Annotated in this window: 20 protein-coding genes; 19 read left to right on the top strand and 1 reads right to left on the bottom strand. The window is 70.6% G+C overall.

Features of this window, described 5'->3' with window-relative positions:
* The first annotated feature begins 9 nt into the window (after positions 1-9).
* The 3 genes from ACNFOC_RS07320 (at position 10) to ftsH (ending at position 6214) form a co-directional block, all read left to right on the top strand.
* Complete coding sequence (locus ACNFOC_RS07320) at positions 10-2460, top strand: [protein-PII] uridylyltransferase (RefSeq protein WP_416957854.1); 2451 nt, start codon at positions 10-12, stop codon at positions 2458-2460.
* Positions 2461-2565: 105 nt separating this feature from the next.
* A complete protein-coding gene (gene ffh / locus ACNFOC_RS07315; protein ID WP_416957852.1) occupies positions 2566-4119 on the top strand; it encodes a signal recognition particle protein in 1554 nt (517 codons plus the stop codon).
* 157 nt (positions 4120-4276) lie between these two features.
* Complete coding sequence (gene ftsH / locus ACNFOC_RS07310; RefSeq protein ID WP_416957850.1) at positions 4277-6214, top strand: ATP-dependent zinc metalloprotease FtsH; 1938 nt, start codon at positions 4277-4279, stop codon at positions 6212-6214.
* A gap of 33 nt (positions 6215-6247) precedes the next feature.
* On the opposite strand, the gene ACNFOC_RS07305 is transcribed toward ftsH, so the two are convergent.
* Positions 6248-7105: an SAM-dependent methyltransferase gene (locus ACNFOC_RS07305; RefSeq protein WP_416957848.1), complete on the bottom strand. Its 858-nt coding sequence runs from the start codon at positions 7103-7105 to the stop codon at positions 6248-6250.
* A gap of 198 nt (positions 7106-7303) precedes the next feature.
* Here ACNFOC_RS07305 and proS point away from each other — a divergent pair, with 198 nt between their 5' ends.
* The 16 genes from proS to dprA all read left to right on the top strand — a co-directional run bounded on the left by proS (position 7304) and on the right by dprA (position 20614).
* Positions 7304-8719, top strand: a complete 1416-nt coding sequence (gene proS, locus ACNFOC_RS07300) for a proline--tRNA ligase (protein WP_416957846.1) — start codon at positions 7304-7306, stop codon at positions 8717-8719.
* A 260-nt stretch (positions 8720-8979) separates the two neighbouring features.
* On the top strand, positions 8980-9576 hold the full coding sequence (locus ACNFOC_RS07295) for a hypothetical protein (RefSeq protein ID WP_019058697.1): 597 nt from the start codon (positions 8980-8982) through the stop codon (positions 9574-9576).
* 286 nt (positions 9577-9862) lie between these two features.
* Positions 9863-10282: a 30S ribosomal protein S16 gene (gene rpsP, locus ACNFOC_RS07290; protein ID WP_328678514.1), complete on the top strand. Its 420-nt coding sequence runs from the start codon at positions 9863-9865 to the stop codon at positions 10280-10282.
* A 2-nt stretch (positions 10283-10284) separates the two neighbouring features.
* On the top strand, positions 10285-10524 hold the full coding sequence (locus ACNFOC_RS07285; protein ID WP_005479813.1) for an RNA-binding protein: 240 nt from the start codon (positions 10285-10287) through the stop codon (positions 10522-10524).
* Positions 10525-10641: 117 nt separating this feature from the next.
* Positions 10642-11202 carry a ribosome maturation factor RimM gene (gene rimM / locus ACNFOC_RS07280; RefSeq protein ID WP_416957842.1) on the top strand — a complete coding sequence of 187 codons (561 nt, stop codon included), beginning with the start codon at positions 10642-10644 and terminating at the stop codon, positions 11200-11202.
* Positions 11199-12032, top strand: a complete 834-nt coding sequence (trmD, locus tag ACNFOC_RS07275; protein WP_416957840.1) for a tRNA (guanosine(37)-N1)-methyltransferase TrmD — start codon at positions 11199-11201, stop codon at positions 12030-12032. The genes rimM and trmD overlap by 4 nt, the downstream gene beginning before the upstream one ends.
* Before the next feature lie 133 nt (positions 12033-12165).
* Entirely contained in the window at positions 12166-12516 is a 351-nt protein-coding gene (gene rplS / locus ACNFOC_RS07270; protein ID WP_019058701.1) for a 50S ribosomal protein L19, read from the top strand.
* A gap of 45 nt (positions 12517-12561) precedes the next feature.
* A complete protein-coding gene (lepB, locus tag ACNFOC_RS07265; protein ID WP_416957838.1) occupies positions 12562-13278 on the top strand; it encodes a signal peptidase I in 717 nt (238 codons plus the stop codon).
* Positions 13271-14386: a signal peptidase I gene (gene lepB / locus ACNFOC_RS07260; RefSeq protein WP_416957836.1), complete on the top strand. Its 1116-nt coding sequence runs from the start codon at positions 13271-13273 to the stop codon at positions 14384-14386. Before lepB (ACNFOC_RS07265) ends, lepB (ACNFOC_RS07260) begins: the two co-directional genes overlap by 8 nt.
* Positions 14274-15248, top strand: coding sequence for a signal peptidase I (gene lepB, locus ACNFOC_RS07255; protein WP_416957834.1), 975 nt, complete (start codon positions 14274-14276; stop codon positions 15246-15248). Before lepB (ACNFOC_RS07260) ends, lepB (ACNFOC_RS07255) begins: the two co-directional genes overlap by 113 nt.
* Before the next feature lie 78 nt (positions 15249-15326).
* Positions 15327-16106, top strand: a complete 780-nt coding sequence (gene lepB / locus ACNFOC_RS07250; protein WP_416957832.1) for a signal peptidase I — start codon at positions 15327-15329, stop codon at positions 16104-16106.
* The gene (locus ACNFOC_RS07245; RefSeq protein WP_416957830.1) at positions 16096-16635 is read left to right on the top strand and encodes an NUDIX hydrolase; all 540 of its coding nucleotides are present in this window, start codon (positions 16096-16098) and stop codon (positions 16633-16635) included. The genes lepB (ACNFOC_RS07250) and ACNFOC_RS07245 overlap by 11 nt, the downstream gene beginning before the upstream one ends.
* Before the next feature lie 56 nt (positions 16636-16691).
* The gene (locus tag ACNFOC_RS07240) at positions 16692-17000 is read left to right on the top strand and encodes a DUF2469 domain-containing protein (protein WP_003965949.1); all 309 of its coding nucleotides are present in this window, start codon (positions 16692-16694) and stop codon (positions 16998-17000) included.
* A gap of 143 nt (positions 17001-17143) precedes the next feature.
* A complete protein-coding gene (locus ACNFOC_RS07235) occupies positions 17144-17506 on the top strand; it encodes a YraN family protein (RefSeq protein WP_416957817.1) in 363 nt (120 codons plus the stop codon).
* Position 17507: 1 nt separating this feature from the next.
* Positions 17508-19133, top strand: a complete 1626-nt coding sequence (locus tag ACNFOC_RS07230) for a YifB family Mg chelatase-like AAA ATPase (RefSeq protein ID WP_416957815.1) — start codon at positions 17508-17510, stop codon at positions 19131-19133.
* A gap of 248 nt (positions 19134-19381) precedes the next feature.
* Positions 19382-20614, top strand: coding sequence for a DNA-processing protein DprA (dprA, locus tag ACNFOC_RS07225; RefSeq protein WP_416957813.1), 1233 nt, complete (start codon positions 19382-19384; stop codon positions 20612-20614).
* The last annotated feature ends 190 nt before the right edge of the window (positions 20615-20804 follow it).

The following is a 20804-nucleotide window of genomic DNA, read 5'->3' as shown; positions in this document are numbered from 1 at the left end:
AGTCGCTGGGTGACGAGTACGGACGTGCGCAAGGATGCAGAGGACTCCGGACCCAGCGGCTACGCGGCGGCCCGGCTGCGCCTCCTCACTGAGGGGGTGCGGTCCGGGCCGCCGCGCCGTGCCGCCCTCGCCGAACTCACCGACGACTGGCTGACCGGCCTCTTCGCCGCCGGCTCCGAAGCCCTCAAGGGCGTCTCCCTGGTCGCGGTCGGCGGCTACGGCCGCGGCGAGCTCTCCCCGCGCAGCGACCTCGACCTGCTCCTCCTGCACGACGGCAGCGACTCCGGCGCGGTCGCCGCGCTGGCCGACCGCATCTGGTACCCGGTCTGGGACCTCGGCCTCGCCCTCGACCACTCCGTCCGTACGCCCGCCGAGGCCCGCAAGACCGCCGGCGAGGACCTCAAGGTCCAGCTCGGCCTCCTCGACGCCCGCCACATCGCGGGCGACCTCGGCCTGACCGCCGGATTGCGTACGGCCGTCCTCGCCGACTGGCGCAACCAGGCACCCAAGCGCCTCCCCGAACTCCAGGAACTCTGCGCCGAACGCGCCGAGCGCCAGGGCGAGTTGCAGTACCTCCTCGAACCCGACCTCAAGGAGGCCCGCGGCGGCCTCCGCGACGCCACCGCGCTCCGCGCCGTAGCGGCCTCCTGGCTCGCCGACGCCCCGCGCGAAGGACTCGCCGACGCCCGCCGCCGGCTCCTCGACGTGCGCGACGCCCTGCACCTCACCACCGGGCGCGCGACCGACCGGCTCGCGCTCCAGGAGCAGGACCAGGTCGCCGCCGAGCTGGGCCTCCTCGACGCGGACACCCTGCTGCGTCAGGTCTATGAAGCGGCGCGTGTCGTGTCGTACGCCAGTGATGTCACCTGGCGTGAAGTGGGGCGCGTGCTGCGGTCGCGCGCCGTGCGGCCGAGGCTGCGCGCCATGCTCGGCGGGGGCGCGAAACCCGCCACCGAGCGCTCCCCGCTGGCCGAAGGCGTCGTGGAACAGGACGGCGAGGTGGTGCTCGCCCGCGCCGCGCGCCCCGAGCGCGACCCCGTCCTCCCGCTGCGCGCCGCCGCTGCCGCCGCGCAGGCCGGTCTCCCGCTCTCCCTGCACGCCGTACGGCGCCTCGCGGCCACCGTGCGCCCGCTGCCCACGCCCTGGCCCGCCGAGGCGCGCGAACAGCTCGTGACGCTGCTCGGTTCCGGTCAGCCCACCATCGACGTGTGGGAGGCGCTGGAGGCGGAGGGCCTGATCACCCGGCTCCTCCCCGACTGGGAGCGGGTGCGCTGCCGCCCGCAGCGCAACGCCGTCCACATCTGGACCGTCGACCGCCACCTCATCGAAACCGCCGTCCGCGCCTCCGAGTTCGCCCGCCGCGTCAGCCGCCCCGACCTCCTGCTGGTCGCCGCGCTGCTGCACGACATCGGCAAGGGCTGGCCCGGCGACCACTCCGTGGCCGGCGAGATCATCGCCAAGGACGTGGCCGCCCGCATCGGCTTCGACCGCGCGGAAGTCGCCGTGCTCGCCACGCTCGTACGCCATCACCTGCTGCTCATCGAGACGGCCACCCGGCGCGACCTGGAGGACCCGGCGACGGTCCGTTCGGTCGCCGAGGCGGTCGGTACGACGAGCACCCTGGAGCTGCTGCACGCGCTGACCGAGGCGGACGCGCTGGCCACCGGCCCGGCCGCCTGGTCGTCCTGGCGGGCCGGCCTCGTCACCGACCTGGTGAAGCGGGTCGCCGCCGTGCTCTCCGGGGACGCCCCCGAGGAGCCCGAGGCGGGCGCGGCCACCGCGGAACAGGAACGGCTCGCCATCGAGGCGGTTGCGACCGGCGGCCCGGTGCTGGCCCTGCGCGCCCAGACCGAACCCCCGTCCGAGGACGAGCCCGCAGGCGACCCCGAACCCCTCGGCGTGGAACTCCTGATCGCCGTCCCCGACCAGCCGGGCGTACTCCCCGCGGTGGCCGGCGTCCTGGCGATGCACCGCCTGACGGTCCGCACGGCGGAGCTGCGCGCGCTGGATCTGCCCGACGGTGTGGAGGGTTCCGTCCTCCTGCTGAACTGGCGGGTCGCCGCCGAGTACGGCTCCCTGCCCCAGGCGGCCCGGCTGCGCGCCGATCTCGTACGCGCGCTGGACGGGTCCCTGGACATCGCGGGCCGCCTCGCCGAACGCGACGCCGCGTATCCGCGCCGCCGGGGTGTCGTGGCCCCGCCGGCCCGCGTGACGGTCGCCCCGGCCGCGTCCCGGCACGCGACGGTCATCGAGGTGCGCGCGCATGACGCCCCGGGACTGCTGCACCGCATCGGGCGGGCGCTGGACGAGGCGAAGGTCCGGGTGCGGAGCATGCACGTCAGCACCCTGGGCTCGAACGCGGTGGACGCCTTCTACGTCACCGGCGGGGAGGGCATGCCACTGCCGGGCGAGGAGGCCACGGCGATCGCGCGGAAACTGGAGGAGACGCTGCGGGCGTGAGCCCGTCCCGGCTTTCCGACCCCGCGGGCGGGGACGATTCGCTTGCGCGGCCGGATACCCTGGAAGACGCTCACACTGCCCCCGACTCCGAGGACCGACGCCGCCGTGTTCGATACTCTCTCCGACCGCCTCTCAGCGACCTTCAAGAATTTGCGTGGCAAGGGGCGTCTGAGCGAGGCGGACATCGACGCCACCGCGCGCGAGATCCGGATCGCCCTCCTCGAAGCGGACGTGGCGCTGCCGGTCGTGCGGACGTTCATCAAGAACGTCAAGGACCGTGCCCTCGGCGCCGACGTCAACAAGGCGCTGAACCCGGCCCAGCAGGTCCTGAAGATCGTCAACGACGAACTCGTCACGATCCTCGGCGGCGAGACCCGGCGCCTGCGCTTCGCCAAGAACCCGCCCACCGTGATCATGCTCGCGGGTCTCCAGGGCGCCGGTAAGACGACCCTCGCGGGCAAGCTCGGCAAGTGGCTCAAGGACCAGGGGCACTCGCCGCTGCTCGTCGCCGCCGACCTCCAGCGCCCGAACGCGGTGAACCAGCTGAGCGTGGTCGCCGAGCGCGCCGGCGTCGCGGTCTACGCGCCCGAGCCGGGCAACGGTGTCGGGGACCCGGTCAAGGTCGCCAAGGACTCCATCGAGTTCGCGAAGTCCAAGGTCCACGACATCGTGATCGTGGACACCGCGGGGCGTCTCGGCATCGACCAGGAGCTGATGCAGCAGGCCGCTGACATCCGTGACGCGGTCTCGCCGGACGAGATCCTGTTCGTCGTCGACGCGATGATCGGCCAGGACGCGGTCAACACCGCCGAGTCCTTCCGCGACGGCGTCGGCTTCGACGGCGTGGTCCTCTCCAAGCTCGACGGTGACGCCCGCGGTGGTGCGGCCCTGTCGATCGCCTCGGTCACCGGCAAGCCGATCATGTTCGCGTCGAACGGCGAGAAGCTCGACGACTTCGACGCGTTCCACCCGGACCGGATGGCCTCCCGCATCCTCGACATGGGTGACCTGCTCACCCTGATCGAGCAGGCGGAGAAGACGTTCAGCCAAGAAGAGGCCGAGAAGATGGCCTCCAAGCTGGCGTCCAAGAAGGGCCAGGACTTCACCCTCGACGACTTCCTGTCCCAGATGGAACAGGTCAGGAAGATGGGCAGCATCAGCAAGCTGCTCGGCATGCTCCCCGGCATGGGCCAGATCAAGGACCAGATCAACAACCTGGACGAGCGGGACGTCGACCGCACGGCCGCGATCATCAAGTCGATGACCCCGGGCGAGCGCGCCGAGCCGACCATCATCAACGGCTCGCGCCGCGCCCGTATCGCCAAGGGTTCCGGCGTCGAGGTCAGCGCCGTGAAGGGCCTGGTCGAGCGGTTCTTCGAGGCCCGCAAGATGATGTCCCGCATGGCACAGGGCGGCGGGATGCCCGGCATGCCCGGGATGCCGGGCATGGGTGGCGGCCCCGGCCGCACCAAGAAGCAGCCCAAGCAGGCCAAGGGCAAGCAGCGCTCCGGCAACCCGATGAAGCGCAAGCAGCAGGAGCTGGAAGAGGCCAAGCGCCGCGAGGCCGGCGCCGCCCAGGGCGGCAACGCGTTCGGACTGCCCGAGCAGGGCGGCCAGGACTTCGAGCTGCCGGACGAGTTCAAGAAGTTCATGGGCTGAGCAGCTGCTGAGCCCCAGAAGGTTCATGGGCTGAGCCTCAGAGGGTTCATGAGCTGACAGCCCGTCTTCTACGTCGCCGAGGGCGCCCTTCTCCGGAAGGGCGCCCTCGGCGCATGCTGGGCGTGCCGACGCCTGGCCCGTGTCGTAACTTGCCGATATGACCAACCCCGCGCCGCCGCGCAAGTCTCCCGACCAGCCCTGGCGTACCGAGGGCACCCCCGACGAGCCCCCGAAGCCGTCGCCGGGCGGGAAGAAGATGCGCGGCGGCTGGTGGAGCCTGATCCTCACCGCGCTGGTCGTGTACCTGGTCGCCAACCTGATCCTGTCGTTCTTCAACGAGGGCGACGAACCGACCATCTCGTACACGGAGTTCAGCAAGCAGGTCGACGCGGGCAACGTCACCAAGATCTACGCCAAGGGCAACGCGATCCAGGGCCAGCTCAAGAAGAGCCAGGACAAGCCGGACGGCGACGGCAAATACACCAAGTTCGACACCGAGCGGCCGACCTTCGCGGACGACCAGCTCTGGGAGGACCTGACCAAGCACAACGTCACCGTCACGGCGGAACCCGTCGTCCAGCACCGGAGCTTTCTGGCCAATCTGCTGATCTCGCTGGCCCCGATGGTGCTCCTGGTGGTCCTGTGGCTCTTCATCGCGCGGCGGATGAGCTCGGGGCTCGGCGGCGCGGGCGGCATGCTCGGCCGCAAGGCCCCGCCCAAGCCGGTCGAGCTGGAGCCGGGCAAGCAGCGCACGACCTTCGAGGACGTCGCCGGCATCGACGAGGTCGAGGGCGAGCTGAACGACGTCGTCGACTTCCTCAAGAACCCCGACGCGTACCGCAAGATGGGCGCCAAGATGCCCCGGGGCGTGCTGCTCGCGGGTCCGCCCGGCACCGGAAAGACGCTGCTCGCGCGGGCGGTCGCGGGGGAGGCCGGGGTGCCGTTCTTCTCGGCGTCGGCCTCCGAGTTCATCGAGATGATCGTCGGTGTCGGTGCCTCACGCGTGCGTGAACTGTTCGCGGAGGCCCGCAAGGTGGCCCCCTCGATCATCTTCATCGACGAGATCGACACCATCGGCCGGGCCCGCGGCGGCGGTTCGGGGATGGGCGGTCACGACGAGCGCGAGCAGACCCTGAACCAGATCCTCACCGAGATGGACGGCTTCTCCGGCTCCGAGGGCGTCATCGTGATCGCCGCGACCAACCGCGCCGACGTCCTGGACCCGGCGCTGACCCGGCCCGGCCGCTTCGACCGGGTGGTCGTGGTCTCACCGCCCGACCGGGGCGGCCGCGAGGCGATCCTGGAGATCCACACCCGCGAGATCCCGCTCGCGAAGGACGTGAACCTCGCCCAGGTCGCCCGGACGACCCCGGGCATGACCGGTGCCGAACTCGCCAACCTCGCCAACGAGGCCGCCCTCCTCGCGGTCAAGCGCAAGCAGGACCAGGTCACCCAGACCGACCTCTCGGAAGCCCTGGAGAAGGTCCAACTGGGCGCCGAACGCCCGCTGGTGATGCCCGAGGAGGAACGCCGCCGCACCGCCTACCACGAGAGCGGCCACGCCCTCCTGGGCATGCTCCAGCCCGGCGCCGACCCGGTCCGCAAGATCACCATCGTCCCGCGCGGGAGGGCCCTCGGCGTCACGCTCTCGACGCCGGACGCCGACAGGTACGCGTACACCGAGGAGTACCTGCGCGGCCGCATCATCGGCGCCCTCGGCGGCATGGCCGCGGAACAGGTCGTCTACGGGGTGATCACCACCGGCGCGGAGAACGACCTCGAACAGGTCACCAACATCGCGCGCGGGATGGTCGCCCGCTGGGGCATGAGCGAGCGCGTCGGCCGCCTCTCCGCCCTCCCCAGCGACGCCCAGCAGGCCTACGGCCTCGCCGCCGCACCGCAGACCCTGGACGTGATCGACGACGAGATGCGCCGTATCGTCGACGAGTGCTACGACGAGGCCATCCGCAAACTCGGCGACCACCGCGACCAGTTGGACGCGCTCGCGGCGGCCCTCCTGGAGAACGAGACCCTGGAGGAGACGGACGCGTACCGCATCGCGGGCGTCACGCGCCTCTTCAAGGAAGAGCCGTAATCATCCCTAGGTCGTACGTGCGATGAGTCGTCCTCAGGTCGTACGCGCGATCAGATACCGGAAGACGTTCGGCATCCACACCGTGCCGTCCTGCCGACGATACGGATGCAAAGCCTCCCCCAACTCCTTTTCCACCTGCGCCTGGTCGGTCGCGACGATCGCCGCGTCGAAGAGCCCCGTCGACAGCAGCCCCCGTACGGCACTCTCGACGTCGGCGTACCCGAAGGGGCAGGCGACCCGGCCCGAGCCGTCCGGCCTGAGGCCCGCGCGGTGGGCGACCTCCTCCAGGTCGTCGCGCAGGACCGGGCGCGGGCTGCCCGTGCCGCGCAGCGGGTCCGCCAGCCTGGCGGCCACCCGCAGGACGGACGCGGTCGCGCAGCGCTCCGGAGGACCCCAGCCCGCCAGCACCACGGGCGTCCCGCGCGCGGCGAGCGGTGTCGCGGCGGCGAGCGAGTCGCCGAGCCCCTCCGAGTCGCCCGCGAGACACCCGATGGGCTCGAAGGCGGTCACCAGGGTGTACGCGGGCGTCTCCGCGGCGGCCGCGTCCCTGGGGGAGCCGTGGACGAGCCGGGTGTGCGCACGCGCGCGTGGGGACCAGGCGGCCGGCAGCAGTCGCTCGCGGGCGAGAGCCAGCCGTTCGGGGGAGGAGCGCTCGACACCGGTGACCGTCGCGCCTCTGGAGGCCGCCATCAGCAGGGCGAGCCCGGAACCGCAGCCGAGGCCGAGCAGCCGGGTGCCGGATCCCACTTCCAGTCGCTCGTAGACCGCCTCGTAGAGCGGCACCAGCATCCGCTCCTGGATCTCGGACCAGTCACGCGCGCGTGCATCCAGGTCCACGCGGGGCACTGGCCCCGCATGAGGCAGGTAGTGCCGCACGAGCGTAGGTGTCATGGAAAGCGCCCCAATCCGCCGAGAGTTGTGGCCGTGCCTGTTTCCGAGGCCCCCGTGATGTGCGCCCGCACTTCCCCCGTATGCCAGCAAACTCCGCACTCGCGACGGCGTCCAGGGGTTGTGGGTTCCGGCTTGTGGCTTCCCTGTGGGAGTGAAAAGAATTCACATGACGGCAACGCGGCCCCGTACGATCTCGCCATGGCAAAGGCACCCGTACTCACGCCGCGGGCGGACGATTTCCCCCGCTGGTACCAGGATCTGATCAGCAAGGCCGAGCTGGCCGACAACGGCCCGGTGCGCGGCTCCATGGTCATCCGACCGTACGGGTACGGCATCTGGGAGCGGATGCAGGCCGAGATGGACGCCCGCATCAAGGAGACGGGCACCGAGAACGCGTACTTCCCGCTGCTGATCCCGCAGTCCTATCTTGCCCGCGAGGCGGACCACGTCGAGGGCTTCGCGCCCGAGCTGGCGGTGGTCACGCACGGCGGCGGCAAGGAGCTGGAGGAGCCCGCGGTCGTCCGGCCCACCTCCGAGATGATCATCAACGAGTACTTCTCGAAGTGGGTGCAGAGCTACCGCGACCTGCCCCTGCTGATCAACCAGTGGGCGAACGTGGTCCGTTGGGAGCTGCGTCCCCGGCTCTTCCTCCGCACGAGCGAGTTTCTCTGGCAGGAGGGCCACACGGCGCACGCGACCTACGAGGAGGCGCGCGACTTCGCCGCGCACATCCATCGCCAGGTGTACGAGGACTTCATGGTCAACGTCCTCGCGATGGACGTCGTACCGGGCCGCAAGACGGTCAAGGAACGGTTCGCGGGCGCGATCAACACCCTCACCCTGGAAGGGATGATGGGCGACGGCAAGGCGCTGCAGATGGCGACCAGTCACGAGCTGGGCCAGAACTTCGCGAAGGCCTTCAACACGCAGTACCTGTCCAAGGAAGGCAAGCAGGAACTGGTCTGGCAGACCTCCTGGGGCTCCACCACGCGCATGATCGGCGCCCTGGTGATGATGCACGGCGACGACGACGGACTCCGGGTGCCGCCGCGGCTGGCGCACATCCAGGTCGTCGTCCTCGCGATCAAGGGCGACGAGGCGGTTCTGGCCAAGGTCCGCGAGATCGGGGCCCGGCTGAAGGCGGCGGGTGTGCGCGTCCGCGTCGACGACCGCACGGACATCCCCTTCGGGCGCCGGGCCGTCGACTGGGAGCTGAAGGGCGTACCCGTACGGATCGAGGTCGGACCCCGTGACCTGGAGAACGGCACGGCGATGCTGGCCCGCCGCATCCCGGGCGGCAAGGAGCCGGTGGCGATCGACTCCCTCGTAGAGCTGCTTCCGGTAGTCCTGGAGGAGGATCAGGCGCTGCTGCTGAGGCAGTCGCGTGAGCGGCGCGAGTCCCGGACCTCCGAGGTGTCGACGATCGCGGAGGCCGTCGAGGCCGCCACCGCGGGCGGCTGGGCGCGCATCCCGTGGGCGACCCTCGGCGAAGAAGGCGAGGCCGAGCTGACCGAGCACGCGGTGACCGTACGGTGTCTGGTCGCCGAGGACGGGTCGGTGCCGGACGACGACAAGGCGCCCGGTAACGTCGCGGTCGTCGCGCGCGCCTACTGAAGCGACGGGCTCCGGCGGGAGAGCGACCGAAACGCCCCTTGCGCATCGGCGGACATCAGCTCACCCGGCGCGCGGACAGCGTCTACGCGCCGGGTCGTACGTGGGCCTACGCACCACCTTGTGCTGAGCTGTGAGGCTTCTCCGCAGATCAGCGCACCCGCCCTCCTCCGGACGCATCAGCGGCAACTGACGGGTACGTGCAAATTATTTGGGATGCCCCGGAATCGGAACACAGGGGCACTCCGGCTCGTTGTCATTACGTGAGCACGACACAGACACCACCTGTTCTCGCCGCAGAGCTGGCAGAGGCGTGGGCCGACATTCAGCGGTACCACCCCGAGCTGCCCGATCTGGCCGCGCCCGAGTCCCTGATCGGAGAGTCGTCGTCCGCCTGCGGACACGAGCTCTCCTTCGAGCGACTGCTGCATGAGGCAGTCCATGGCATCGCCGCTTCGCGTGGCGTGCGTGACACGTCCCGTGCCGGCCGCTACCACAACCGCAGATTCCTCGCGATCGCCGAGGAGCTGGGCCTGGACCACCCCGACGAACCGCATCCCAGCAGCGGTTTCTCGCTGGTCCAGCTCAACCCCGAGGCCAAGCGGCGCTACCGGCCGACGATCGAGCGCCTCCAGCGCGCGCTCAAGGCCCACACCGTCGCCACCTCGGCCGACACCTCCCGTACCTTCCGCGGCCCGGCCGCCCGTCACGGCTCGTCCGGTGGCGGCGTCCGCGTCAAGGCGGTCTGCGACTGCGGTCGTAACGTACGGGTCGTCCCGTCGGTGCTGGCCCAGGCGCCGATCGTGTGCGGGGGCTGCGGCAAGCCCTTCCGCATCCCGGAGGTCGTGGGCGCGGCCTGAGGATGCGGCTGCTCGTGGCAGCCGCATCCCGCAGGTCGGGTTGCGCACACCCGCGCCGGTCACCTCCCGGCGCCGGGTGTCGCTTCCGCATGGGCGGGGGCAGGCGGGGGCATGCTCCCCGGTCGGGCCGACCGCCAGGGTGTGGCACAATGGCTAGCTGTACTCGACAGCCGCACAGGAACCCTCTCGCCTCCGGCTGACGCGTCCATCGGGCACTCGGGTACCGCAACCCCACGCGGCCATCTCGCCGTGCCCAATCACGTCAAAACCAGGAGAACCCACTCCCGTGGCAGTCAAGATCAAGCTGAAGCGTCTGGGCAAGATCCGTTCGCCTCACTACCGCATCGTCGTCGCCGACTCCCGTACCCGCCGTGATGGCCGGGCCATCGAGGAGATCGGTCTGTACCACCCGGTGCAGAACCCCTCGCGCATCGAGGTCGACACCGACCGCGCGCAGTACTGGCTGAGTGTCGGCGCGCAGCCGACCGAGCCCGTGCTCGCCATCCTGAAGCTCACCGGCGACTGGCAGAAGTTCAAGGGCCTGCCGGCCCCGGCTCCGCTGCTCGTGGCCGCGCCGAAGGCCGCGCGTCCCGTGTTCGACGCCCTCGGTGGCGACGACGCGAGCAAGGGTGAGGCGATCACCCAGAAGAAGAAGGCTGACAAGAAGGACGAGGCTGCGGCCGAGTCCGAGTCGACCGAGGCCTGAGCATGCTCGAGGAGGCTCTCGAGCACCTCGTGAAGGGCATCGTCGACAACCCTGACGATGTGCAGGTCGCCTCGCGCGACCTGCGTCGTGGGCGCGTGCTGGAGGTCCGGGTGCACCCCGACGACCTCGGCAAGGTGATCGGTCGCAACGGCCGCACCGCTCGCGCTCTGCGCACCGTCGTGGGTGCCATCGGCGGCCGAGGTGTCCGCGTCGACCTTGTCGACGTGGACCACGTCCGCTGACGTTCAGCGCAACCGGCTCGGGCCGGGGAGGGCCACTGGCCGTCCCCGGCCCGTCGTCGTACCGCCGGTCGCCGGAGGTGTGTGACAGGTGAGTTGTATGACAGGAGATCAAGCACAGTGCAGCTGGTAGTCGCTCGCATCGGCCGTGCCCACGGCATCAAGGGCGAGGTCACCGTCGAGGTACGCACCGACGAGCCCGAACTCAGGCTCGCGCCCGGTGCCGTCCTGTTCACGGACCCCGCCCCGACGGGACCGCTCACCATCGAGACGGGCCGCGTCCACAGCGGCCGCCTCATCCTGCGCTTCGAGGGCGTACGCGACCGCACCGGCGCCGAGGCCCTGCGCAACACCCTCCTGATCGCCGAGGTCGATCCCGAGGAGCTGCCCGAGGAGGAGGACGAGTACTACGACCACCAGCTGATGGACCTCGACGTCGTCACCAAGGACGGCGAGGAGATCGGCCGGATCACCGAGATCTCGCACCTGCCCTCCCAGGACCTCTTCATCGTCGAGCGTCCCGACGGCAGCGAGGTGATGATCCCGTTCGTCGAGTCGATCGTCGTCGAGATCGACCTGGAGGAGCAGCGCGCGGTCATCGACCCGCCGCCCGGGCTGATCGACGACCAGGCGGAGATCGTGTCCTCCAAGGACGGCTCTTCCGAGGACGCCGGCGCATGAGGCTCGACGTCGTCACGATCTTCCCCGAGTACCTCGAACCGCTGAACGTCTCCCTCGTGGGCAAGGCACGCGCGCGTGGACAGCTGAATGTGCACGTGCATGATCTGCGCTCCTGGACGTACGACCGCCACAACACGGTCGACGACACCCCCTACGGCGGCGGCCCCGGCATGGTCATGAAGACCGAGCCCTGGGGTGCGGCCCTGGACTCCGTCCTGGCCGACGGCTACGAGACGGGCTCCGGCGCGCCCGCGCTCATCGTGCCCACGCCCAGCGGCCGGCCCTTCACCCAGGAACTCGCCGTGGAACTCTCCGAGCGGCCCTGGCTGGTCTTCACGCCCGCCCGCTACGAGGGCATCGACCGGCGGGTCATCGACGAGTACGCGACCCGGATGCCCGTCTACGAGGTGTCCATCGGCGACTACGTGCTCGCCGGCGGGGAGGCGGCCGTCCTGGTCGTCACGGAGGCCGTGGCACGGCTGCTGCCGGGTGTCCTGGGCAACGCCGAGTCCCACCGCGACGACTCCTTCGCGCCCGGCGCCATGGCCAACCTCCTGGAGGGGCCGATCTACACCAAGCCGCCCCAGTGGCGCGGCCGGGAGATCCCGGACGTGCTGCTCAGCGGCCACCACGGCAAGATCGCCCGCTGGCGGCGCGACGAGGCGCTCAAGCGCACGGCAGCCCACCGCCCGGACCTGATCGAGCGCTGCGAGCCCAAGGCCTTCGACAAGAAGGACCGCGAGATGCTCTCGATCCTGGGCTGGTCACCGGACCCGGCGGGGGAGCCCTACGGCCGATTTTGGCGCAGGCCGGACGGCGTGGAAGAATAGGTCGCTGTTGTGCGTCGTCCGGCGTGCGCCCCTGCCACAGGGGGACATGACGCCCGCCCCGACACGGACAGCATCCTTCTCCACATCTATCTCCCGTCGGTGACCTGTGGCATCGATGAAGAAAGCAGACGAAATGTCCCACCTGCTCGACATCGTCGACGGCGCCTCGCTGCGCACCGACATCCCGGCCTTCCGCCCGGGTGACACCGTCAACGTCCACGTCCGCGTCATCGAGGGCAACCGCTCCCGTGTGCAGCAGTTCAAGGGCGTAGTCATCCGTCGCCAGGGCGCCGGTGTCCGCGAGACCTTCACGGTCCGCAAGGTCTCGTTCTCCGTCGGCGTCGAGCGCACCTTCCCGGTGCACACCCCGATCGTCGAGAAGATCGAGCTCGTGACCCGTGGTGACGTCCGTCGCGCGAAGCTGTACTACCTCCGTGACCTGCGCGGCAAGGCCGCGAAGATCAAGGAGAAGCGCGACAACTGAGCTTGATACGGGGTTCATACCGGGGCCGGATAACATCTGGCTCCGATGGACACCGAAGCACAGCACACGGAGCGCGACCGCTCCTCCCGCCCTTCCGACTCCGAGGACTCCTCGGACACCGGAGGGCCGGAGGACCGGTCGCGTTTCGCGTTGGTGTCGCGGGTCGCCGAGTGGCTGCCCGGCGGCCGGATCACCCTGACTGCCCTGGTCTGTCTGGTGTTTCTGCTGCTGCTCAACACCTTCTTGCTACAGCCATTCCAAATTCCCAGCGGATCCATGGAATCCGGATTGAGGATCGGCGACCGCGTTCTCGTAAATAAGTTGGCGTACCGTTTTGGTGCTCATCCGCGGCGCGGCGACGTCGTCGTGTTCGACGGAACCGGCTATTTCGGGGACGCCGACTACATCAAGCGCGTTGTGGGTGTGGGGGGAGACCACGTGGTCTGCTGCGACGAGAAGGGGAGGCTCGAGGTGAACGGGCGGTCGGTCGACGAGACGGCGTTCCTGTACCCCGGGGACGCTCCGTCCTCCGTGGCTTTCGACGTGGTCGTGCCCGACGGCACGCTGTTCGTCCTCGGTGACCACCGCGGCGACTCAAGTGACTCCCGGGACCACCTGGGTGACCCGGGCGGAGGCATGATTCCCGTTGGTGACGTCATCGGCCGGGCCGACTGGATCGTCTGGCCCGCCGGGCACTGGACCCACCTCGTCCGACCCGGTGCCTACGCGCGCGTACCCGCCGCGGACGGTGTCCATGGGTAACCGCGGCAGGCCCCGCGGCGCGACGCCGCCGGGCGGCTCCTTCGGGAACGAGAACCTGCTGCCGACCGGCTTCCGGCGCGCGGGCGCGCTGGCCCCGGCCGGGGGTGCCGGCCGCAGCCGGGCCGAGCGGCGCAAGCTCCAGCGCAAGGTCAAGCGGCGCCGACGGCGCTCCGCGGTCCGGGAGATACCCCTCCTGGTCGGTGTCGCGGTCCTCATAGCCCTCGTCCTGAAGACCTTCCTCCTCCAGGCGTTCGTGATCCCGTCGGGCTCCATGGAGCAGACGATCCGGATCGGCGACCGCGTCCTGGTCGACAAGTTCACCCCGTGGTTCGGCTCCGAGCCCAAGCGTGGCGACGTCGTCGTCTTCCACGACCCGGGCGGCTGGCTCGCGGACGAACAGACCACCAAGAAGAACGACCCGGTCGTGGTCAAGCAGGTCAAGGAAGGCCTCCAGTTCATCGGCCTGCTGCCGTCCGACAACGAGAAGGACCTCATCAAGCGGGTCATCGGCGTCGGCGGCGACCACGTCAAGTGCTGTGACGCGCAAGGGCGGGTGACCGTCAACGGCGTCCCCCTGACCGAGGGCGACTACCTGTATCCAGGGAACGCCCCGTCCGAAACGAAGTTCGACATCACCGTCCCCAAGGGGCGGTTGTGGGTGATGGGCGACCACCGCGGCAACTCGGCGGACTCCCGCGCCCACCAGAACACCAGCTACGGAGGCACGGTCGCGCTCAGTTCGGTGGTGGGGCGGGCCAAGGTGATCGCCTGGCCCATGGGGCACTGGACCAGCCTGAACGAACCTAAAACCTTCGCATCGGTTTCCAACTCCGTGTCGGGGACGACCGCTGCTCCCGAACTGTCGCATAGGGTTGCCCCGGTCGATCCGAACGGATCGGTCCAACTCCCGAGCCCTGCGGAACTCCCGCTCGTTATGGGAGTGGTGGGCCTGCGCCGAGGATGGGGCAGGCGGCGGCACAGAGTAAGGAGTTGGCGTGGGGGATGTGGCGGTTGGCGCACGGTCCGGACACGATGGCGAGGAGCACCACGGACGTCCCGTGGAAGCGCCCGTCCCGGCCGCGGACAGCGCCGTGACCTCCGGGAGTGACTCCGGAGCGGACGAGGACGGTACGGCGCCGGGCGACGCGACCCGCACCGAGGAACGGGGGCCGGGTGATCCGCCCGCCCAGCCCAGGAAGCCGCGCTCCTTCTGGAAGGAGCTGCCGATCCTGGTCGTCATCGCGCTCGTCCTCGCGCTGCTGATCAAGACGTTCCTGGTGCAGGCGTTCTCGATCCCCTCCGACTCGATGCAGAACACCCTCCAGCAGGGTGACCGCGTCCTGGTCGACAAGCTCACCCCGTGGTTCGGCTCCGAGCCCGAGCGCGGCGAGGTCGTCGTCTTCCACGACCCGGACGACTGGCTGGCGGGCGAGCCCGCGGCCGACCCCAACGCCCTTCAGACGGTGCTCAGCTGGATCGGTCTGATGCCGTCCGCCCAGGAGAAGGACCTCATCAAGCGGGTCATCGGCGTCGGCGGCGACACCATCTCCTGCAGCGGCACCGGCCCGCTGACGGTCAACGGCAAGGCGCTGAACGAGCCGTACGTCTACCCCGGGAACACCCCGTGCACCAACGACGACCAGGGCGGCCAGTTCACCGTCAAGGTCCCCAAGGGCGACATCTGGGTGATGGGTGACCACCGGCAGAACTCGCGGGACTCGCGCTACAACCAGTCCGACAAGCACCACGGCATGGTCCCGGTGAAGGACGTCGTCGGCCGCGCGATCGTCAAGGCCTGGCCCATCAACCGCTGGGGCACGCTGCCGATCCCGGACACCTTCGACCAGGCGGGCATCAACACCCAGGCCTCGGCCTCCCGCCTCCTGACGGCCGCACCGCAGGGCCTCGCCCTCGTCGGTGTCCTGCCGCTGGTCCTGTGGCGCCGCAAGCGGTCGGGCAAGGACGAGTAAAGGCCTTGTAGAGCTTGTGACCCTGGTCCCGGAGGAAGGGCTGACCACCCTCGGTACCGCCGGGTAGGGTGCGGACCCATGGGTGGCGAGAGCGCAACACGTACGGCCCCGCGTACCGGCGGTGGCACAGGCAAGGGCCCGGTGGGCAGCCGGACCGGACAGAGACTGTCCGGACTGGCCGTCGCGCTGGGCCTTGTGCTGTTCCTCGGAGGATTCGGCTGGGGAGCGGTCGTCTACCGGCCGTACACGGTGCCGACCAGTTCGATGACGCCGACGATCGACGCGGGCGACCGGGTGCTGGCCCAGCGGGTCGACGGCGACGAGGTGCACCGCGGCGACGTCGTGGTCTTCACCGACAAGACCTGGGTGACGAACGCGCCCGTGGTCAAGCGCGTGGTCGCCGTCGGCGGCGACACCGTCTCCTGCTGCACGAACGGCAAGCTGGTCGTCAACGGCAAGCAGATCGCCGAGGACTACCTCAAGGGCGGCGCGGTCGAGGACAAGACGATCCCCGCGGTGAAGGTCCCCAAGGGCCGCCTCTTCCTCCTCGGCGACGAACGCCAGGGCTCCCTGGACTCCAGCGCCCACCTCACGGACGTGGCCGGCGGCACCGTCGCGAGCAGCGCCGTGAGCGCCCGCGTGGACGCCGTCGTCTGGCCCATGAAGGGCATGCTGGAGCGCCCCACCGGCTTCGAGCCGCTCGGCAGCCTCTCCCACCCCGGCCCGCTGGGCGCGATCCTCGCCGTGATCGTCGCGGGCGCGGTCCTCGTCCTCGGCGGCGGCGCCTACGGCCCGATCGCCAAGCTGGCGGCCGGCCGCCGCGCCCGCACCCGGACGGAGCCCGCCGGTGCCCGCTGAGGCCACCGAGGAGGGCGCGTACGGCGACTCGTACGAGGGCGGTCTGCGCAAGGTCGCCCGGGTCGTCCTGCTCGACCCGCAGGACCGCATCCTGCTGCTCCACGGCCATGAGCCGGACGATCCGGGCGACGACTGGTGGTTCACCCCAGGCGGCGGCCTGGAGGGCGACGAGACCCACGAGGAGGCCGCGCTACGGGAACTCGCGGAGGAGACCGGCATCACCCAGGTCGAACTCGGCCCGGTGCTGTGGACCCGGACGTGTTCCTTCCCGTTCGCGGGCCGCCGCTGGGACCAGGACGAGTGGTACTACCTGGCCAGGACGTCCGCCACGGCCGAGGGCGTGCCCGGCGCCACGGCCCTCACCGATCTGGAGCGACGCAGCGTCTCCGGAGCACGTTGGTGGACGTACCGGGAACTGGACCGGGCGCATGAGACGGTGTATCCGACCAGACTCGCCGAGCTGCTCCGCAGGCTGCTCGACGAAGGTCCCCCGGCCGGGCCCGTGACCCTCGACACCGAAATCGTCTAGGGGCTTACGGGACTGGCGCACAATGGTGGGATCGCACGGGTGAAGGGGAACATGCCATGAGCGCCGAGGACCTCGAAAAGTACGAGACCGAGATGGAGCTGAAGCTCTACCGGGAGTACCGAGATGTCGTCGGTCTGTTCAAATATGTGATCGAGACCGAACGGCGCTTCTACCTCACCAACGACTACGAGATGCAGGTGCACTCGGTCCAGGGCGAGGTGTTCTTCGAGGTGTCCATGGCGGACGCCTGGGTGTGGGACATGTATCGACCGGCTCGCTTCGTCAAACAGGTACGCGTGCTCACGTTCAAGGACGTGAACATCGAGGAGCTGAACAAGAGCGATCTGGAGCTGCCGGGCGGGTGACGGCGGCGCGGGTGACGGTGGCTGCCCGTGGGGCGGCTTTCACCCGTGTGGGTGACGGAGTTTTCCACAATCACTGAACGGTCCACCAAGATCCACTTGGTGGACCGTTCTGCGTGACGGTTGGTGCCGGAGGTGGTGCCGACATGAACGCACGCAGTGCACTCGGCAAGTACGGCGAGACGGTGGCCGCACGACGGCTGGTCGCGGCCGGTATGACGGTCCTGGAGCGCAACTGGCGCGGTGGCAGGACCGGCGAGATCGACATCGTGGCGCGGGACGGCGACGTCCTGGTGGTCTGCGAGGTCAAGACCCGGCGGAGGGGCGCCTTCCAGCACCCGATGGCCGCCGTCACACCCGAGAAGGCGGAGCGCCTACGAGGCCTCGCCGAGCGGTGGATCCACACACACGGAGGAGCCCCGCCGGGAGGGGTCCGTATCGACCTGGTGGGCATCGTCGTGCCCCGGCGCGGCGCGGCCGTGGTCGAGCATGCTCGGGGGGTGGCCTGAGATGGGGTTCGCTCGAACGTGTTCGGTGGCGCTGGTGGGCGTCGAAGGTGTGGTGGTCGAGGTCCAGGCCGACCTCGAACCCGGGGTCGCGGCGTTCACGCTGGTGGGGCTGCCCGACAAGAGCCTGACGGAGAGCAAGGACAGGGTGCGGGCCGCGGTCGTCAACTCGGGCGCTCCCTGGCCGCAGAAGAAACTGACCGTGGGACTGAGTCCGGCGTCGGTGCCGAAGAGCGGCAGCGGGTTCGACCTCGCCGTGGCGGCGGCCGTGCTCGGCGCGGCCGAGCGGATCGATCCGCGCGTGCTCGCCGACATCGTGATGATCGGCGAACTCGGCCTGGACGGACGGGTCCGGCCGGTCCGGGGCATCCTGCCCGCCGTGCTGGCCGCAGCGGACTCCGGATACGAACAGGTCGTCGTGCCGGAGTGCGCCGCCGCCGAGGCGTCCCTGGTGCCCGGGGTGTCCGTGCTGGGCGTCCGCACACTGCGGCAGCTGATCGCCGTACTCGCCGACGAACCCGTACCCGACGAGGAGCCGGACGAGCTGGGCCGCCCGGACCCGCTGCTCGCCGGGCTGCGCATGCCCGGTACGGGGGCTGCCACGGGGATGCACAGCGTGGGCGCGTCCCAGCACGACCCGGGGCATGATCTCGCCGATGTCGTCGGCCAGTTCTCGGCACGGACAGCGGTGGAGGTCTCGGCGGCCGGCGGCCATCATCTGTTCCTCGAAGGCCCGCCGGGGGCCGGGAAGACGATGCTCGCGGAGCGGCTGCCCGCGGTCCTGCCCCGGCTCGGCCGGCAGGAGTCGCTGGAAGTCACGGCGGTGCACTCGGTGGCGGGCCTGCTGCCCCCGGGCAAACCCCTGATCGACACCGCTCCCTACTGCGCCCCGCACCACTCGGCCACGATGCAGGCCCTCGTCGGGGGCGGCCAGGGGATCGCGCGGCCCGGGGCGGTGTCGCTGGCACATCGAGGTGTTCTCTTTCTGGATGAGACGCCGGAGTTCAGCGGTCAGGCACTCGACGCGCTACGGCAGCCGCTGGAGGCCGGGCACGTGGTGATCGCGCGCAGTGCGGGCGTGGTCCGGTTCCCGGCGAGGTTCCTGATGGTGCTCGCGGCCAACCCCTGTCCGTGCGGCCGTTTCTCGCAGACCGACGACCTGTGCGAGTGCGCGCCGATGTCGATCCGGAGGTACCAGGCCAGGCTCTCCGGGCCGCTGCTCGACCGGGTGGACCTGCGGGTGGAGGTGGACCGCGTCACGCGGGACCAGCTCACCGGACGCGGCTCGCGGGGCGAGTCCACGGCGACGGTCGCGGACCGGGTGCGGGCGGCCAGGGAGCGGGCGGCGGCGCGGCTCGAGGACACGCCCTGGCGCACCAACAGCGAGGTGCCGGGCCGCGAGCTGCGCAGCCGCTGGCACGCCGAGCGCGGGGCGATGGACGAGGCCGAGCGCAGTCTGGAGCGCGGTGCGCTCACCGCGCGCGGGCTCGACCGGGTGCTGCGCGTCGCCTGGACGGTCGCGGACCTCGTCGGCCACGACCGACCTGGTGCGACCGACGTCGCCCTCGCGCTCCAACTGCGCACGGGCGTACCGCGAGGCGTGCCGATGGCGATCGGGGCGATGACGTGACCCGGGCCGATGACGTGGGCGGGGTCAATGACGGGACGGGGGCCGATGGCTGGGCCGGGAGTTCTGATCGCGCCGGGGCTGATGACGTGGGCGGGGTCAAGGGTCGGGCTCGGACCGATGGCGCGACCGGGACCGGTGAATTGAGCGGGGCCGATGGCTGGGTCGGGACCACTGGCACGACCGGGGTCGATGGCCGCGTCCGCGTCGATGCCCGGGACAGGACCGGTGATGCGATCGGGGCCGACCACGTGACCTGGGCCGATGGCCGGGTTGGGACCGATGGCCGGGACGCGGCCGACGATGCGACCGGGGCCGATGACCGGACCGGGACCCATGACGCCGGCGACGACCTGCTCGCCCGCGTCTTCCTCACCCGGGTCGTCGAACCCGGTGACGAGGTCGCCGGCCGGTGGATCCGGGAGCTCGGGGCCGTGGAGGTCGCCCGGCGGCTCGGGAACGGAGGGCCGCAGCTCACCGGGGTGACCGACAAGCGGTGGGCCGGGCTGTGCGCACGGGCCGGACTGGTCGAGCCCGGGCGGGACTTGGCCGCCGCGCAGGACGCGGGCGTCCGGTTCGTGTGTCCCGGTGACGTCGAGTGGCCCGCCCAGCTCGACGATCTCGGGGACGCGCGGCCGATCGGACTGTGGGTGCGCGGGCATCCCAACCTGCGGGTGTTGGCACTCAAGTCGGTCGCCGTCGTCGGCGCCCGCGCGTGCACCGAGTACGGCGCGCACATGGCGGCCACCCTCGCCGCCGGACTGGCCGAACGCGGCTGGGTGGTCGTGTCCGGCGGAGCCTACGGAGTCGACGGTGCCGCCCATCGCGGCGCCCTCGGCGCGACCGACGCCACCGTTGCCGTGCTTGCCTGCGGCGTCGATCGGCCTTACCCGCGCGGGCACGCCGAGTTGATCCGCAGGATCGCCGAACAGGGGCTCGTGGTGGGCGAGTTGCCGCCCGGCGAGCATCCGACGCCGAGCAGGTTCATCCTCCGGAACCGGGTGATCGCGGCGCTCACCAGGGGCACCGTGGTCGTCGAGGCCGCGTACCGGAGCGGGTCCCTCGTCACGGCGCGGGCCGCGCAGCGGTTGGGGCGCCACACGATAGGGGTGCCCGGGCCGGCCACGAGTGCGCTCTCCGCCGGAGTGCACGAACTCCTGCGCGGGGACGCGGTGCTGGTCACCGACGCGGCGGAAATCGTCGAACTGGTCGGCGGCATCGGCGAACTGGCACCGGACCGACGCGGACCGGTGCTCCCGCGCGACCTGTTGGAGCCGGCCGCCCGGCGCATCCTCGCCGCACTGCCCGGCAACAGGGCCGCACCGCCACGGGAGATCGCGCGCGGTGCGCAGACCACGGAGGACGACGCGATCGCGAGACTGTACGAACTCCGAGCACTTGGTTACGTCGAACGACACAGCGACGGCTGGAAGTTGACACGCCAGGCGATGATCTCGGTCCGGCCCGATCGGGGGCGCCGCTGACCGAGTGTGTTCGGCCGTCCGGGGGAACCCCGACACCCTTGGGAATTCCCGCAGTTGGCGCATTCCGATGATCACGCAGAGCGATCGGAGTGACCCGTTCCGGCACCCCGTCGAACGCGTCCGTGCCCGGTCCGAGCCCCGCCCTTCGCACACCGCGACACTCCAGTCACGCTACGCTCACGGGGATTCC

This window comes from Streptomyces colwelliae (assembly GCF_048158785.1).
Classification (GTDB): domain Bacteria; phylum Actinomycetota; class Actinomycetes; order Streptomycetales; family Streptomycetaceae; genus Streptomyces.
Note: the sequence above shows the minus strand (reverse complement) of the source record. Positions and strands in the feature narration are given on the sequence as shown.